Raw genomic sequence first — 17,347 nt, forward strand, 5'->3', positions numbered from 1 at the left:
CGAAAATCCCCCGGCCGCACTTAAGCATGAGGCAAATAAGAAAGGTATTTAAAAAGCAGCCTTGATCTTTTTTGCTTCTGTTTTTTGGATCAAGCCAAAAAATGAAGTCGGGTTTGGGCGAAGCGCCAATTTAATTAGGACAATAATGATTAGAAACATATGGAAATAAATCCAACAAAAATCAGAAAAACATTAAGTTATAACTAAAATAATTGTGCAAAGCGATCAGAAGTGTTTCCTTTATTTTGTCCTGTTCGGGAAAAAGATTGGTTGCATAGATGGGCTTATAGAATGATATTTTTAAAATCCGGATTTGCAGAGAAGGATTGCGTTTTTGCTACACTACATCAAGGTGCAGAAGAAACAATATGGTTCGTCACTAAATATAAACTTGAAGAATTGATTATAGAATTTGTCCGACATACTCTCGATCAAGAGGTGGTTAAGATTTCAATTCACCTGATAGAAAATAAGGGAGAAAATATAATTACTAATATTTCCTATCAGGATACTGTACTAAATAAGGAGCGAGAAACCTATATGAATAAGGAGTTTAAAAATGATTTTGCAGAAAGTATGATTTGGTGGGGAAAGGCAATTAATTATTACTTGAGAAGTGGAAAAATGCTGATACCCAATAAATAAAATAGCATTCATTGTAAATTATTTTGAATAATCATTTTTTATGTCTTTTAAATATGAGCTATATTTACTAGAGTTTAGCTAAAATTTGCTTTTCTGATAAGATTTTACATTTAAACAAATAAAATTTTCTGCTATGAAAATTGATTACTGTGCTGAGAATATGATTTTGAAAGTTTACCCGACCGTAGGAGGCTGTTTTCAGGAAGCTTGGAGGATCATGAAAAAATACTTTTTAGTATTATTCCTGGCTATTATTGTAGCTAGCTTGTTGGATGCTCCAATGGGATACAAGCAATATTTTTGGCAAGCTAACGATTCTATTAATGTTGGCTTATCCCTACTTGGGTTACTTGGATTTGTTTACTACATAATTGTTGCTACACCTATTAGCTACGGTGTTGATTGGTTGTTTTTGCAAGCTGCCAGAGATCAAAATCCGCTCTTCGAAGATATTTTTTTCGGATTCAGGAAGTTTTTATTTGTAATTCTTAGTCACCTTCTAGTAATTGGTCTTGTTGGTATGGGTTTTGTTTTATTAATTATCCCAGGCATTTATCTGGCTATAAAGTTGATTTTTGTTCCTTTTTTAATCATGGATAAAAAGGTAGATCCAATTCAGGCAGTTAAATTAAGTTATTATTTAAGCAAAGGCTATTTCTGGACGATTTTTGGAATGGCTATTCTATCTTTATTCATTATTATATTAGGAGTGATTTGTTTTATTATTGGAGTATTTGTATCGTTGATATGGATTCACGTTGCTTTTGCAATTTTGTATAAGGCGGCGGAAGAATTACATTTTAAGGAAGCTTGTGAACTGGCAGGCGTACAATTGAATGAAGTCTAGAAAAAGAAAACCATCCTAATTGGATGGTTTCGAAAAGTGAAGTATTTTTAAAAAGATAACTTATAATTTTAATTGCTTCGATAGTTCCAACATGCGAATTATTGGAGCTTTTGCATTTATCATGATATGCTCCTGAAGAATAATTTCTGGCTGCTCATTTTTCAATGCCAAATACAATTTTTCCATAGTATTTAGTTTCATATAAGCACAATCATTGCAAGCGCAGGTTTCATCAGCAGGTACAATCAAAAACTCTTTATTAGGAGAATCTTTTTTCATTTGATGAAGTATGCCTGTTTCTGTAGCAACAATAAATTTATGAGATGCATTATTTTTTGTGTAATTAAGCATTGCTGTGGTAGAACCAATAAAATCTGCCAGAATCAAAACTGGTTTTGGGCATTCCGGATGAGCTATCAGGGTAGCATCCGGATTATCAATCTTCATTTGAATTATTTTTTCAGCAGAGAGAATATCGTGTACCTCGCAAGTTCCATCCCAAAGCACCATATTTCTTCCAGTTACCTCATTAATATATCTTCCAAGATTTTTATCTGGTGCAAAAATTATTTTTTGCTCGCGAGGAAATGATTCCACAATTTGAACAGCATTTCCAGAAGTGCAGATCACATCAGAGAGTGTTTTGATTTCAGCGGTACAATTAATGTAGGAAATTACAATATGGTCGGGATGCATTTCTTTAAACTTTGCAAAATCATCAGCAGGACAAGATTCTGCCAGCGAACAGCCTGCAGCCAAGTCTGGTAATAGGACTTTTCTGGTAGGGTTCAGTATTTTTGCAGTTTCAGCCATGAAATGTACACCGGCAAATAAAATAATATCTGCATCAATCTCTGTGGCCTTTTGTGCTAAGGCTAAACTATCTCCCTTAAAATCTGCAATTTCTTGAATATCGGGAGTTTGGTAATAGTGAGCCAAAATCACCGCATTTTTCTCTTTTGCAAGTTGAAGAACTTTATCTCTCATCGGTACTTAATTTGTTTAATCTTTTGGGTAAACACAGTTGCAAATATCCCTAAATTATTGAATAATTCAAATCTGTGTTAAGGTTTTGTTGATTTTAATTAAATAGTAAATATCTTTAAGTTTTTAAACTAATTAAATCATAAAATTAAAAGTCAAATGAAAAAGATTAACCTACTAATGAAGAATCATAGGGGATTCAAATTTGGAATTACATGTACAATAATTGTAGTTTGCCTTTTTGGCATGGATAATACTGTTTTTAGTCAAGAAACAAAATTTATTAGTAATGGAAATTCTGTTGCTGCTTTTGGAGGAAAGATTATTGACGATACTGCCATTAATGAGATTCCTTATCGTAAACAACTTGTAGGATCCTTTTATCTGGATCCGTCATGGAAAAAATCAGATGTATATTTGGTGAGAGATAGTGTCATTTTACAAGGTATTTACACTCGATTAGATGTACGTAATAATGCAATGGAGATAAAGTACAAAGATCAGGTGAAAATCTTGCCTACATATAGAATTCGGAGTGTAGTTTATTCTGAATCAAAGTCATTATTTGTTACAGAGAGTGTTCTTAAGAGTACAGAGCAAGGATTTTATAAAGTTGTAGTAGATAACAATAATTCTTTATTATGCAGATATAATGCAAAGATCAAGACATCTAATTATAATGTTACTTTGGACACAGGTAAACGTGATGATCATATTATAAAAGAACTTTCTTTTTATCTTTATAATAAAGAAAAGCTATTGAAATTGGAAAGCACTAAAAAGAAATTTAAAAAACAATTTGAAGCTAATAGCAATGTAAAACTGTATTTAAATAATCATAAAATTAACCCCAAAAAGGAAGTTAATTTGGTACAATTTGTACAATTTCTTAATATTAAGAGTATAAGTTTATAAGGAAAAGCCCCGAAAGGGGCTTTTTTAGTTTCAGGATTGATGATATAAATTATTACTGGAGTTATTGAAGAATGGCTCGAATATAGAATTGTTGAAAGGAATTAAAAAATGAAAAGAACGAAGTTGGAGATTTGTTGCTATTCTGTACAATCTGCAATTCTTGCAGAAAAAGCGGGAGCCAACCGTATTGAATTGTGTACAGGAATTCAGGAAGGTGGATTGACACCAAGTTTTGCAATGATTGAACTTTGCAAAGCATCTGTTAATATTCCGGTACATGTGATAATTCGTCCACGGGAATCTGATTTTCACTATTCTGATATCGAGTTTGAATGTATGAAAAAGGATATTTTAATGAGTAAAAGTATTGGAGTGGATGGGATCGTATCTGGTGTATTAAGTACAGATGGGCGTATTGATCTTCCAAGAACTCGGGAGCTAGTAGAATTATCAAAACCCATGAGTTTCACCTTCCATCGTGCTTTTGATATGGTAAAGGATCCTGTATTAGCCATGGAGCAATTGATTCAATTAAAGGTAAATCGGATTTTGACTTCAGGTGGCATGCAAACGGCCATATTTGGAAAAGACATGTTAAAGCGACTTGTGGAATTAGCAAAGGAGAGAATTATCATTATGCCGGGTAGTGGAATTAATGAAGAAAATATATTGAATTTGAAAATGGAAACTGGCGCACAAGAGTTTCATTGCTCCGCTAAAAGTCTCGTGAAAAGCAAGATGAATTTTAGAAATCCAAATGTAAGCATGGGAGAAAAACAAGAATCATCTGAATATTCATTTTTTGAGGCGAATCCGGAAAAAATTCGTAAAATTGCAAATATCCTAAAAGCCGAGGACATTAACTTATAATTTTACTGATGAGGAAGATTATTATCCCTTTGCTTTGCCTATGTACATATTGGGGCTGTTCGGATGTACATTTTATTAAAGATCCTGAATTCAGGACAAAACTCACCCAACGATTTAAAGAACGTAAGGAATTTGCTGCAAACAGATCTGCCGCTTTGTTTGATGTATTTAATCAAGATCTGAGTCTGGAAGAAAGAGAAGCACTTCAATTTTTATATGCCTATATGCCTTTGTGTGATCTGGCAGATTACAATGGTAATTTTTTTCTAAAACAAGTTCGTTCTTCTTTTAAAGCAAAAGAGAGCTTCAAATGGGGAAAAACAATTCCTGATGATATATTTCGCCATTTTGTTTTACCCTATCGGGTGAACAATGAGAATTTGGATTCAGCTCGCTGGGTTTTTCTTCAAGAACTGAAACCACGATTGCAAAATCTATCAATGAAGGAAGCCGCCTTAGAAGTAAATCATTGGTGCCACGAAAAAGTGAATTATGCACCTACTGATATTCGCACCAGCGGACCACTTAGTCTGGTGAGAACTTCATGGGGTAGATGTGGCGAAGAATCAACATTTACAGTTACAGCATTGAGAGCAGTAGGTATTCCCGCCAGACAGGTGTATACTCCTCGTTGGGCTCATTGCGATGATAATCATGCATGGGTGGAAGTTTGGGTTGATGGAAAATGGTTTTATATGGGAGCTTGCGAACCAGAGTCTAACCTAAATATGGGTTGGTTTACTGAGCCTGCACGAAGAGCGATGCTGGTACATACCAAAGTTTTTGGTGTTTATTCTGGTAGTGACAAGATTGTGAATCAATCGGACAATTTTACAGAAATTAATGTGGTTGGCAATTATGCCAAGGTAAAAAGGATTTATGTTCGGGTAGTCGATGAAAAAGGGAATCAAACAGAAAATGCTAAGGTTGATTTTGGTCTATATAATTACGCAGAGTTTTATCCCATTGCAAGTAAAAATACTAACTCCAAAGGTTTAACTAATTTAACTACTGGTATAGGAGATTTGCTGGTTTGGGCAAGTAAAAATGGAAATTATGCTGGCAAGAAGATAAGTGTGCAAAATACGAATACTCTGACATTAGAATTAGGTAAAGGATATACAGGTGGTGAAGTTTCTGATCTGAATTTGGTTCCTCCTGTAGAGCCAAAACCTTACGTGATTGATGAACAACAGAAAAAACAAAATGATATTCGGTTGGCGAACGAAGATAGCATCCGTATAGCTTATCGCACTGGTTTTATTGATTCTGTTTCTGCATACCAATTGGCTGAGGAAAGAGAATTAAACAAACAGGAGGTATGGAGTTTGCTAAAGAAAAGCCAAGGGAACTGGAAAGAGATTAAAAGTTATCTGGAGGAATCGTCTGAGCAATATTCAAAGGAGACTATTATTTTGCTTCAAACTATAGCACAGAAAGATTTACGAGATACACAGGCTAAAATCCTTTTAGATCATTTAAACTCTACGTTGAATAACTACAAAGTTCAGGATTACAAATCAAAGGAAATATTTTATCGATATGTGCTAAATCCAAGAATCAAAAATGAAGGTTTGATAGCTTATCGCAGATATTTACAACAACAATTTAAAGGTGTTTTTTTCGGAAAAAGGCAGGAACGAACCATTGCAATTAAAAATTGGATTGTAGATCACATCCGAATCGAAGGAGAGGAGAATTACTATAACTTGCCAATTACTCCGAAAGGAGTATATGAACTAAGAATATCAAATCAGGAATCCAGAGATATATTTTTTGTGGCTCTTTGCAGAAGTTTGGGAATACCTGCTAGATTAGAACCAGCACTTAAAACACCACAATATTTTGATGGGGATAAATGGATTAATATCGATTTTGAGAAGCAAACAAAGGGGCAACCGGCAAAAGGCTTTTTGGCTTTGGAATTGGTTGATAAAAAATCGAGTTTTGATCCGAATTATTATTTGCACTTTAGCATTGGTAAGCTAAATAATGGTGTTTACCAAAGTTTGGATTTGGGCTGGGACAAGAAATTATCCGATTTGCCAAATCCTCTGGAATTGGATGAAGGAAAATATCGTTTGATCACCGGAATGCGCGGAGCAGATGGAACTGTTTATGCTCATCTAAATCATTTTGAGATAAAAACCGGTAAAACTAGCAAGGCGGAACTTCTATTTCGCAATCCGAAAGTGGCAAGCAAAGTATTGGGAAATATTAGTTTGGATACGGAACTATTAAATCCTCTAGGAAAACAAATCGCACTTTCGAAATTGGTAAAAAAACAAGCAATTATTCTGTTATGGTTAGAACCTGGCAAAGAACCAACCCGGCATTTAATGGAAGAATTTAAAGATGTTGTGAAATCCTATGAGGAGTGGGGGGGAGAAATCGTAATTGTTCAGGGAGATGATATTAATGAAGAAAGGTTTTCTGAGTCATTCTTCGAGCATATGCCATCTAATTATACAGTTTATAAAGATCGGAACAACCAACTTTTTGATATTGCAAAAAGTGCATTAGGCATTCAGGGGAAATTGGAAAAACCATTTATTTTGGTTTTAGATTCTAAAGGACAAATTCAATTTGTTTCCTATGGCTACAAGATTGGAATTCATGAGCATTTGCTGAAAGTATTAAATGCTATTTAGATTTTTATGAATTTAACATCTTTAAGATTAACAAGATTGGTAATATTATTGACACCCAATCGGGTTTGAAAAAAAATAATAAAGAGGGAATCCTGAATCGGATTCCCTCTTTATATATCATCCAGATGATCTGCCTTTTATTGATATAAATCTCGGGCAAAACTTCCTTCTACTTTATTGCCTAACAACAACTCCTCAACTGTTGCAGCAATATCGGTAAAAGAGGAACGGATTCCCAAATTTATATTCTTCTTGATATTTTTTCCACAAACCATAATGGGAATATATTCCCGTGTATGATCGGTGCCTTTGTAGGTTGGATCGCAACCATGATCAGCAGTAAGAATTAATATTTCGTTCTCTTTTAGTTTTGCCTGTAATTGAGGCAGATATTGATCAAATTCTTCTAATGCTGCTTTATAACCTTCAGGATTTCTACGATGGCCATAAACCATGTCGAAATCAACCAGATTGGTGAATATTAAACCCTTGCTATCTTCTTCTAAAGCAAGTAAGGTTTTTTTGATTCCATCCAGATTATCCGTATTGGTTCCCCTGGAGTCAGTGATACCCACTCCAGCAAAAATATCCTTGGTTTTACCAATTCCGATCACATCCAGTCCGTTTGCTTTAATACGATCTAAAACGGTTGGAGCTGGAGGAGTAACCGAATAATCGTGACGATTTGGAGTACGTGTAAATTTACCTTTTCCAAATCCTAAATACGGGCGGGCAATCACACGAGCAACAGGCTCTAATTCAGAACAAATCTCAAGTGCAATTTCGCAAGCTCGGTACAATTCTTCCAGTGGAATAACTTCTTCGTGTGCTGCAATCTGAAAAACGGGATCGGCAGAAGTGTAAACAATCCAATTACCGGTTTTCATTTGCTCTTCGCCATATTCATCAAGAATAGCAGTACCTGATGCTGGCATATTTGCCATTACTTTTCTTCCGGTACGTTCTTCGAATAATTTTATAGTTTGCTCAGAAAAACCATTGGAATAGGTAGGGAATGCATGCTCTAGCTTTACGCCAGCAATTTCCCAATGACCAGTAGTTGTATCTTTTCCTTTTGATGCTTCGGCAGCTTTTCCATAAGCTCCTTTTGCAGCATTATTTGGTTCTACTCCTTGAATAGCTGTAAGATTTCCCAATCCTAATTGTTGCATATTGGGTAAGTTCATACCATTACAATGCTTCGCAATATTACCAAATGTATTGGAGCCTACATCACCAAATTCTTCTGCATCCGGCAAATAACCAACCCCTGCGCTATCTAATACTACAATAGTAGCACGTTCAATTTTAGGAATCATAAACTAATGTTTTTAATTGTGATAATTACTTACGATGGGTTGTTTAGGTAGTGGAACAAAGGTAATATTTCCATTAAAACTGTGCAACGGATGGGGAATAACTTAAACAATTAGAATCAATTTTAGTGTGCTGCTTTTTTGTTATTCAATATCTCAATAAGGCGATAAAGTTATCAGTACTCCCTGCTTCAATTAATAATTTTGTTTTGCAAGAAAGCAACAGCCTTGTTCTATAAATTATAGAATAGACTTGGTGCAATGTCAGTTAAGGTGCTGTGCACCCTAATATTAATGGAAAATAATTTAGATACAGAATCCTCTATAAGCTTAATAGGAAAACTATAAACAGATGCAACAAATATAGTGACACCGTTTACTGAATAAACCCATTATGCTGGACACAAGCTATTTTTTATCCCTCTGGAGAGGTTTTTTATAGCTCGTTTTAAATGAAATATATCGAGTTTACTATAGTGTATGTCAATTTATAGTAATATAAAAACTCCGGTAGGTAATAGGACGTGCACCGCAAAAAATTCTGAGGACCAATAGGTATTAAAAAATAAACCCCCGGGCACGAATGTCCGGGGGAGAAGGTATTGAAGGTTTATATAGACTTATTTTTGATACATTCTTTCGCGCTGTTCCTTAATTTTATCGCTTGAAATATACTCATCGTAATCCATTAGTTTGTCGATAACACCATTTGGAGTAAGCTCAATAATACGAGTACTCACCGTTTGAATAAACTCGTGGTCATGAGAGGACATCAGCACAGTACCACCAAAGTTTTTCAACGAGTTATTAAAGGATTGTATTGATTCCAAATCCAAGTGGTTGGTAGGAGTATCCATGATTAGCAGATTCGCATTTTTCAACATCATGCGGGAAATCATGCAACGAACTTTTTCCCCTCCCGATAACACATTGGCTGTTTTATAGATATCCTCGCCTGAGAATAACATTTTACCAAGATATCCGCGTAGGAAAAATTCACTGGTATCCTCAGAGAATTGTGCCAGCCAATCGATCAAACTAATTGGTTCTTGAAAAAAAGAAGAGTTATCTACAGGAAGATAGGCATTTGTAATGGTTACTCCCCATTCAAAGGAACCATGATCGGCCTTTTCTACTCCGCTAATAATTTCAAATAAGGAGGTCATCGCACGAGGATCTTTTGATAAGAAAATTACTTTTTCGCCTTTCTCGATTGTGAATTCCACATCACTAAACAAAATATCTTCATCTATGGTTTTGCTTAATCCTGTACAAGAAAATATTTTGTCTCCGGCTTCGCGTTCCTGTTGGAAGATGATACCCGGATAACGACGTGTAGATGGTTGAATATCCTCAATATTCAATTTCTCCAACATTTTCTTTCTCGAAGTAGTCTGTTTTGATTTAGCCACATTGGCACTAAATCGCGCAATGAATTCCTGAAGTTCTTTCTTCTTCTCTTCAGCTTTCTTGTTTTGCTGTGCATGCTGGCGAGCAGCCAATTGACTAGATTCGTACCAGAATGTATAGTTTCCGGAGAACAGCTTTACTTTACCAAAGTCGATGTCCACAATATCGGTACATACCGAATCTAAAAAGTGACGGTCGTGGGATACAACAATAACTGTATTATCGAAGTTGGCCAAATAGTTTTCTAACCACATTACTGTTTCCAGATCAAGATCATTGGTAGGCTCATCCAAAAGCAAGTTATCCGGATTTCCGAAAAGCGCCTGTGCTAGCAAAACACGTACTTTTTCTTTACCACTTAATTCTTTCATCAACTTGTAATGCAGCGCTTCCTTAATTCCCAAACCGCTCAATAATTCTGCAGCATCACTTTCAGCATTCCAACCATTCATTTCCGCAAAAACTTCTTCCAGTTCCGAAGCTTTTATTCCATCCGCTTCCGAAAAATCGGGCTTGGCATAAATATCATTCTTTTCCTGTATTATTTTCCACAGCTCGGCATGACCATTAATTACGGTATCCAGAACGGTGAATTCATCAAATTCGAAGTGATCCTGTTTTAATACAGCCATACGTTCGCCTGGCTCCATCATCACTTTCCCCGAAGTGGAGTCTAATTCACCCGAAATAATTTTCAGAAAAGTTGATTTTCCTGCACCATTAGCACCAATAACGCCATAGCAATTTCCCGGTGTGAATTTGATATTTACATCCTGGAAAAGCGGCTTTTTCCCAAATTGGATAGATAAGTTTGAAACTGAAATCATAATATGTAGAACTTTTTATTCAGGCGGCAAAAGTAGCAATATTTCTTTAAGATACGAACAATTCATCAGCATTAAAGTTGGTGCCCAAATAAAACTAGAGTCCTTGTTTCGAGCCTAAAGTCTTTCATTGAAGTGTTTAGGCGCTCCCTTACAGGTCAGGCTTTCCGTTACAACTCCTCGCCATTCCTCCGCTTTGCTACGAAATAGGCTGTGAGGTTTCTTCTGCAATCCGCAATTTCAAAATTGTTTTTTTGAAGAAAATGATGTTTTAGAAACGCAGAAATCCAAGCATAAAAAGGTAGATAATTATTTCACTTGTGTACTTAAAAATAAAGGTTCAACCAGGAAAATATTCGGTGTTTTCAGTGTTTTAAAAAAGGGATTACTGAAATAAATTAGCAGGAAGTTAGGACATCCTCTTTTTTACATACTTGTTCCGTATTTGGAATTGTGAATCGAAAGGTACTGCCAACACCTACCGTGCTATCCACCCATAATTTGCCATTATTCTGGTGAACAAAATCTCTACAAAGAATTAAACCCAAACCATTACCACTTTCGCCTCTGGTTCCTGCACTCGATTTGCCATCATTCAGTACGAAAAGCTGCGATATTTTATCTGTATCAATGCCAACGCCGCTATCTTTCACCCATATCTCGGTTATTTTTTCTTTACATTTTGCTCCCAGAATAATAATTCCACCTTCAGCTGTAAATTTGATAGCATTGTTAATCAGATTACGAATTACTGTTTCCAGCATGTGGCGATCAGCAAGAATAGCACAATCTTCATCTATTATTAATTGGAGATGAATGTTTTTTTGTTTGGCAACAGATTGGTAGGTTTCCATATTCGCCATTAAAATATTTTTCAATGAGATCGAAACCGGACGATAAGGTAATTTACCCGATTGATTTAAGGACCAGGCCAATAAGTTATCCGTTAAATTCAGCACCCTGCGAATAGATTCTTCCAGATCCTTACTTGTTTCATTCAGTAATTTGAAACGGCCTTGCTCAATAAACAAGGGAATTAATTTTGATATTCCGGATACCGAAGCAAGTGGGGATCGTAAATCGTGCGATATAATTTGGAATAGTTTGTTCTTGGTTTGGTTGGATATTTGCAGATCTTGATTTCTGGCATCTAATAAATGTTTGTGCCATTCAATTCTTGATTTTTGAATCTGTAGGAGCTTGTTAATTTTTTTGTTTTTATAAAACGATTGAATAATAAATACAGCATAAGCCAGTAGTAAAATAAGAAAGATCAAAAGTCCGTTTCTCTGTTTCAGATTGGTTTTATTTTCCTTTTCTAAAGCTGTAATATGTGCTACCTTTTTTTCTGTCTCGTACTTGGTTTGCAGGTTTGCAATTTGTTGCAAGTTCTCCTTGTTCAGAAGGCTATCGGTTACTGCTTTATAGGTGTCAAAATAATAGATAACACTATCGGGTTGATTTAAATAGGAGAATGTTTTAAGAATCTCCCTACTGCTGCTTTGCTGACCTTCCAGATTACCTGTTTCCGAAGCCAATTGAAATGCACGTTTGCTGTATTGCAAGGATTTTTCGAATTCATTGAGCATATAATAAGCCTGTGAAATTCCGTTAAGCGAGATAAGAATTGAATTTTTATTACCCAGTTCTTTTTTTAATTGCAGACTTTGTTTTTGATATTGCAAGGCAAGCTGATATTGTTTCATTTCCAAAAAACAAGCACCAATATTGTGATAGGTTTGTGCCAGACGATATTTACTGGACTTTTGTTTCAATACATCTAAATTTTTTTTATAATAGGTGAGTGCTTCAGAAAACTTATTTTGTATGGATAAGATGTTGGCGATATTTGTATTAGAACTGTACAGCGATAATATTAAATCTTTCTCTTTAAATATTTGTGCAGCTCTCCTATAATATTCCAAAGCCTTATTGTAATCTTTCAGGTGTTTCTTGACAAGACCTAAGCTGTTTAGTGATAATGCTGCTAATTGATAATTTTTATATTTTAAAGAATATTTATAGCAACTTAGAAAATCTTTGAATGCTTGAGTGTACTCATTTCGATTTAGATAAATATTGCCACGATTTAGGTAGGTTTGGTTAATTCCAAGAGAATCCTGAGATTGAGAAAATTGATCTATTGCTTTAGAATAATAGGAAAGCGCATTGTTGTAATCCGCTTTGCGATAATGAATCAAACCAATGCGAATGAGAGCTTGCCCGGCATCGGAGTAATTATTGGTAGCATTAGCCAGTTGAATTGTTTTTTCAGCATAGAAAAGTGCTTCTTTGGGAGATTTCCTGTAGTTTTTGCCTGTCCAATCGTTTAAGAATTCAATTTTTGATTGGTCATCCGTAAGCGTATCTAATTTATTTTCCACAAATTCGATTATTTGAGCAGATGCTGTATACATCTGTAAAAATAGAAAGCATATGAATAGTGGTAGTTTTAACATTGTAATTGCTAAACGGATGAAAAACAAAAACTAATATATGAAAAATGAATGACAAACAGAAGATTCTTTATGAAGCCTGCCATTCATCATTCAACATTTTATTTTTTAACTGATTTTAAGGAAGAGTTGATTCTGCATCTTCATAGTCCACTTCGGTACTATTATCTTCAACTGGATTTCTCAAAGCTGAGGATTCTACGATAACCATACTAGTGCTTTTAACTTCCTTTGTTGGACCCTGTTCTAAGGGAACCGAAAACTCAGCCATTGCATTGCTTTCTGAACCATTCGTAATTACTTTGGCAGTTACAGCCCATAGCTTTTTACCGTTTTTTTTAATTTCGCTCTGACTTAATGAACTTAGAGCATAGCCTTTAGGTAAGGCAACCACAGCATTCATGGTGTAAATTCCAGTAGATTCAGATTTCGTCAAATTTACATAGGGTTTAAATAATCTCATTTTAAATCATTTTTGGTTAAAAATATGTACTATAGATTTTCACCGGATGAAATTACGAAATTACTATGGTAAAGCAAATGGAAAGCTACATAAAATATATAAAAAGGAATAGTATAGCCAAATTGAAAACTACACTCCTGTATTTATCAGATGATACAATATTTAAAGATTGGAATCGTAGTTCTTTTTCTTTTAAATTATATAGTTTCTTCAATGAAGTTTTTTTAGAAATTCAATATATCTTCAATAGACTTCAATTCAGAATGTTCAAAGTTTAGATTCCTTAAACTGTCGATATTCTGATCGAGTTGTTGAACCGAACTGGAACCTACCAAAACAGAGGTGATGCGTTCGTCTTTTAGCAACCATACGATAGCCATTTGCGCAAGACTTTGATTTCTGTTCTTTGCTATATCGTTTAATGCAACTACTTTTTTAATTACACTTTCCGTGATCTGATCTTTTTGAAGAAAACCGTGTGCTTTAGCTGCTCTTGAACCTTCGGGAATTCCTTTGATATATTTATTGGTTAATAAACCTTGTGCCAAAGGGGAGAAGACTATGGATCCAATTCCATCCTTTTCTATGGTATCCAATAAGCCATCTTCTACCCAGCGATCGAACATGGAATATCTGGGCTGGTGAATTAAACATGGAGTACCTAATTCTCTCAAAATTCGAGCTGCCTCGCGAGTCTGATCCGGTGAATAGGACGAAATACCCACATAAAGCGCTTTACCTTGCCGAACCACATGATCTAAAGCCATCATGGTTTCTTCTAAAGGTGTATTGGGGTCGGGACGATGGGAGTAGAAAATATCGACATAATCCAGTCCCATTCTTTTTAAGCTTTGATCAAGACTGGCGATTAAATATTTTCGTGATCCCCATTCACCATAAGGGCCTGGCCACATATAGTAACCTGCCTTTGTGGAGATAATCATTTCGTCGCGATAGGCTTTCAGGTCTTGCTTAAAAATTCTTCCAAAGTTCTCTTCTGCCGAACCAGCAGGAGGTCCGTAATTGTTGGCTAAATCAAAATGGGTAATACCTCGGTCAAAGGCCCTGTAGATGATATTTTTGAAATCATCATATATATCAATATGTCCGAAATTGTGCCATAATCCTAATGAAATGGCAGGCAATAACAGTCCACTTCTACCACATCGGCGGTAGGGCATATCTTGGTATCTGGCTTCTGATGCTTTGTACATAGTTTCTTCTTTTTAATTGTAGCGTGAAGATAACAAAAGAAAAAGAAGTTGAAATTACCCAATGAGGCTAATCTCAAAAAAAATACACGAAGCCTTGATGTGAACCAGGAATTAAAGATCCCTTATTAATAGAAATATTTGTATTAAGAGAAGGAGGTGTTATTTGGTTAAAGCAAGTGTGAGATTAGAAAAATAAAGTTCTCCTAATCTCCACATGCCAGATAATATCAGTGGAAAGGTGAATATCCTTATTTTGTTGGTTCTTTATCATCTTCCTCGGGTAATTCCTGATGACGCAAATCAATGCCTTGTAAATAGTAAATCGATGCTTCGGCAATATTGGTTGCATTATCAGCAATACGTTCAATGCTGCCAAGAATACTATTAAAATTAAGTAGGTTGTAGATGATCGTTGGCTCTACACCTTCGGGAGCATTCTTTTTTACCATTCGTTTTAACAATTGAGACTGCATTTCATCAACTATCTCGTCGTTTTTAATGGTCCAAATGGCGTATTCGTGATCTCCGTCTTCAAAAGAGATAAGTGCCTTACGTACCATTTTTTCACTAATGGAAAGCATATTTAGTACCGACTCTTTCTGATTTTCAGGAATACAAGGAGGATCCATTTTATGGAAAAATCGCATCACATTATTTAGTTGATCACCAATACGCTCCAAGTGACCAATCATTCTGAAATAGGAAACCATCAAGCGCAAATCTTTTGCCATTGGTTGTTGCAATCCCATGGTTAATATGATATTATCGCTCATTTTCAGTTCGAACTGATCGAGTTTTTCCTCATTCTTTTTAAAATGATCAACTGTTTTGGGATCCATTTTATTTAAACCAGTTAGCACCAATTCATCTAATATTTCAAACTGTTCAAACAATACCAGTTTCATTTTACTAAAATCAAGGTGCAGCTTATCAAATCGCTTATCTTTTTTTATGGACATGGTTCGTGTTTTATTAATAGATTATAATTTACGAAGCGGAATTAACCTATTTTTCCGGTAAGATATTCTTCCGTACGATTATCTTTTGGCATAGTGAACATCTGCTTTGTTTTGCCATATTCTACAAGTTCTCCTAAATACATAAACATAGAATAATCTGAAATTCTGGCAGCCTGCGACATGTTATGAGTGACTAAAACAATTGTAAAGTCTTTTTTTAATTTCACCAATAAATCTTCAATTTTAGCGGTAGCAATAGGATCAAGGGCAGATGTGGGTTCATCCAAAAGGATTATTTCCGGCGTATAAGCCAATGCACGAGCAATACATAAACGTTGTTGCTGACCTCCGGAAAGAAAAGTTCCCCGATTGTGAAGTGCATCTTTCACCTCATCCCATAACCCAACTTCGCGTAAGGATCGTTCCACAATCTCATCTTTCTCAGGTCGTTTTAGTTTGATACCGTTGAGATTAAAACCAGCAATTACATTATCGTAGATACTCATGGTTGGAAATGGATTAGGGCGTTGAAAAACCATACCAATTTTGCGTCGAAGTTGAATAGGGTTTAGCTTGTATATATTTTCATCGCCCAAATAAACGGCTCCCTTATTGTGAGTGTTGGGATACAATTCATGCATGCGATTTACAGCTCTCAGGAGGGTGCTTTTCCCACAACCGGATGGTCCCATGATTGCCGTAATTTTATTTCTGGCAATTCCGGCACTCACATTGCGGATAGAATATTTATCTCCTCCATACGAAACAGATAAATCATCAATTTTTAAAACAGGAGAGTCTATATGTTCTATTGAATTCTGTATCACGTTCAATTTTTTATTTGTTTTGGTAATTGGCATTTCAGCTAGTATTGTACTTTCCATTTTTTAGCAATTGCTTTAGCTCCCAGGTTTAAGCATAAAATTAGAATTAGAAGTAATAAAGAAGCACTCCAAATCATGCTGACTAAATTGGGATCGTTATAAAATTCCCATACCAGAAGCGGAATAGCACTGGTAGGTTGGGTGATATTTGTTTGTATAGCAGTACTTCCTAAAGCGGTAAGCATCAGTGGCGCTGTTTCTCCGGCGATTCTGGATATTCCCAGCATCACTCCGGTTAAGATACCGGAAATTCCGGTAGGTATCACAACTTTTAACATGACTCTGTGGTAAGGTACTCCTAATGATAAGGCGGCTTCCTTTAAGGATATAGGAATCATTTTTAAGGTTTCCTCAGTAGATCGAACAATTGATGGTAACATCATAATGGATAGAGCAATGCTACCTGCAAGTGCTGAAAATCCACCAGTTACAGGTTTCACAATCCAAATGTAACCAATAACTCCCAAAACGATGGAAGGTACTCCTTGCAGCATATCTACAATAAAACGGACGATACCTGCAAATCTATCCTCGGCATTTTCGGAGAGATAGGTTCCGCAAATAATTCCCAACGGAATGGCAATGATAGAAGCTAAACCCACAATAATGAGAGTTCCTACAATACCATTGGCGATACCGCCAGGTATAATTTCATGATTACTTACTGCAATCATTGCATCCATTGTATCCGGTGCAACTTCAAATAAAAAGTTGATGTTGATTTGCTTGTATCCTTTTAAAATCAATTCGTAAAGAATAAGGAAAAGCGGAATGCTGGAAAGAAAAGCGAACGAAATCATGCCATAAGTAAAGATCTTATCCTTTAGCAGACGGCGTTTGATGTTTCGATCGGATATTTCAGTAGAGATATTCATCAGTTTATAGTTTCCATGTTAAGATCAGATGGAA

Annotated in this window: 14 protein-coding genes; 5 read left to right on the top strand and 9 right to left on the bottom strand. The window is 35.5% G+C overall.

Annotation, left to right across the window (positions count from 1 at the left end; translation table 11 throughout):
* The first annotated feature begins 231 nt into the window (after positions 1–231).
* Entirely contained in the window at positions 232–645 is a 414-nt protein-coding gene (locus tag DLK05_RS11710; RefSeq protein ID WP_127344192.1) for a hypothetical protein, read from the top strand.
* A gap of 133 nt (positions 646–778) precedes the next feature.
* The gene (locus DLK05_RS11715; protein WP_127344193.1) at positions 779–1,492 is read left to right on the top strand and encodes a hypothetical protein; all 714 of its coding nucleotides are present in this window, start codon (positions 779–781) and stop codon (positions 1,490–1,492) included.
* A gap of 60 nt (positions 1,493–1,552) precedes the next feature.
* On the opposite strand, the gene nadA is transcribed toward DLK05_RS11715, so the two are convergent.
* Positions 1,553–2,479: a quinolinate synthase NadA gene (nadA, locus tag DLK05_RS11720; protein WP_127344194.1), complete on the bottom strand. Its 927-nt coding sequence runs from the start codon at positions 2,477–2,479 to the stop codon at positions 1,553–1,555.
* Positions 2,480–2,635: 156 nt separating this feature from the next.
* On the opposite strand from nadA, the gene DLK05_RS11725 reads away from it, so the two are divergent.
* From DLK05_RS11725 to DLK05_RS11735, 3 genes are all read left to right on the top strand, one after another.
* Entirely contained in the window at positions 2,636–3,391 is a 756-nt protein-coding gene (locus tag DLK05_RS11725) for a hypothetical protein (RefSeq protein WP_127344195.1), read from the top strand.
* A 108-nt stretch (positions 3,392–3,499) separates the two neighbouring features.
* Complete coding sequence (locus tag DLK05_RS11730) at positions 3,500–4,261, top strand: copper homeostasis protein CutC (protein ID WP_127344196.1); 762 nt, start codon at positions 3,500–3,502, stop codon at positions 4,259–4,261.
* Positions 4,262–4,269: 8 nt separating this feature from the next.
* Positions 4,270–6,912: a transglutaminase domain-containing protein gene (locus tag DLK05_RS11735; RefSeq protein ID WP_127344197.1), complete on the top strand. Its 2,643-nt coding sequence runs from the start codon at positions 4,270–4,272 to the stop codon at positions 6,910–6,912.
* A gap of 137 nt (positions 6,913–7,049) precedes the next feature.
* Here DLK05_RS11735 and DLK05_RS11740 read toward each other — a convergent pair whose 3' ends face one another.
* The 8 genes from DLK05_RS11740 to pstA all read right to left on the bottom strand — a co-directional run bounded on the left by DLK05_RS11740 (position 7,050) and on the right by pstA (position 17,313).
* Positions 7,050–8,231 carry a phosphopentomutase gene (locus DLK05_RS11740; RefSeq protein ID WP_127344198.1) on the bottom strand — a complete coding sequence of 394 codons (1,182 nt, stop codon included), beginning with the start codon at positions 8,229–8,231 and terminating at the stop codon, positions 7,050–7,052.
* Between the two features lie 617 nt (positions 8,232–8,848).
* Positions 8,849–10,465 carry an ABC-F family ATP-binding cassette domain-containing protein gene (locus tag DLK05_RS11745; protein ID WP_127344199.1) on the bottom strand — a complete coding sequence of 539 codons (1,617 nt, stop codon included), beginning with the start codon at positions 10,463–10,465 and terminating at the stop codon, positions 8,849–8,851.
* A gap of 395 nt (positions 10,466–10,860) precedes the next feature.
* Positions 10,861–12,846, bottom strand: a complete 1,986-nt coding sequence (locus tag DLK05_RS11750; RefSeq protein ID WP_209319852.1) for a tetratricopeptide repeat-containing sensor histidine kinase — start codon at positions 12,844–12,846, stop codon at positions 10,861–10,863.
* Between the two features lie 190 nt (positions 12,847–13,036).
* Entirely contained in the window at positions 13,037–13,381 is a 345-nt protein-coding gene (locus tag DLK05_RS11755) for a hypothetical protein (RefSeq protein WP_127344201.1), read from the bottom strand.
* A gap of 224 nt (positions 13,382–13,605) precedes the next feature.
* Positions 13,606–14,595: an L-glyceraldehyde 3-phosphate reductase gene (gene mgrA, locus DLK05_RS11760; RefSeq protein WP_127344202.1), complete on the bottom strand. Its 990-nt coding sequence runs from the start codon at positions 14,593–14,595 to the stop codon at positions 13,606–13,608.
* 248 nt (positions 14,596–14,843) lie between these two features.
* Entirely contained in the window at positions 14,844–15,554 is a 711-nt protein-coding gene (locus tag DLK05_RS11765) for a phosphate signaling complex PhoU family protein (RefSeq protein WP_127344203.1), read from the bottom strand.
* 41 nt (positions 15,555–15,595) lie between these two features.
* Positions 15,596–16,438 (bottom strand): phosphate ABC transporter ATP-binding protein PstB, encoded by an 843-nt coding sequence (gene pstB / locus DLK05_RS11770; RefSeq protein WP_235831995.1) that lies wholly within the window; start codon positions 16,436–16,438, stop codon positions 15,596–15,598.
* Entirely contained in the window at positions 16,420–17,313 is an 894-nt protein-coding gene (gene pstA, locus DLK05_RS11775; protein WP_127344204.1) for a phosphate ABC transporter permease PstA, read from the bottom strand. The genes pstB and pstA overlap by 19 nt, the downstream gene beginning before the upstream one ends.
* Between the last annotated feature and the right edge of the window lie 34 nt (positions 17,314–17,347).

This window comes from Ancylomarina longa (assembly GCF_003996985.1).
In the GTDB taxonomy this organism is placed as follows: Bacteria; Bacteroidota; Bacteroidia; order Bacteroidales; family Marinifilaceae; genus Ancylomarina_A; species Ancylomarina_A longa.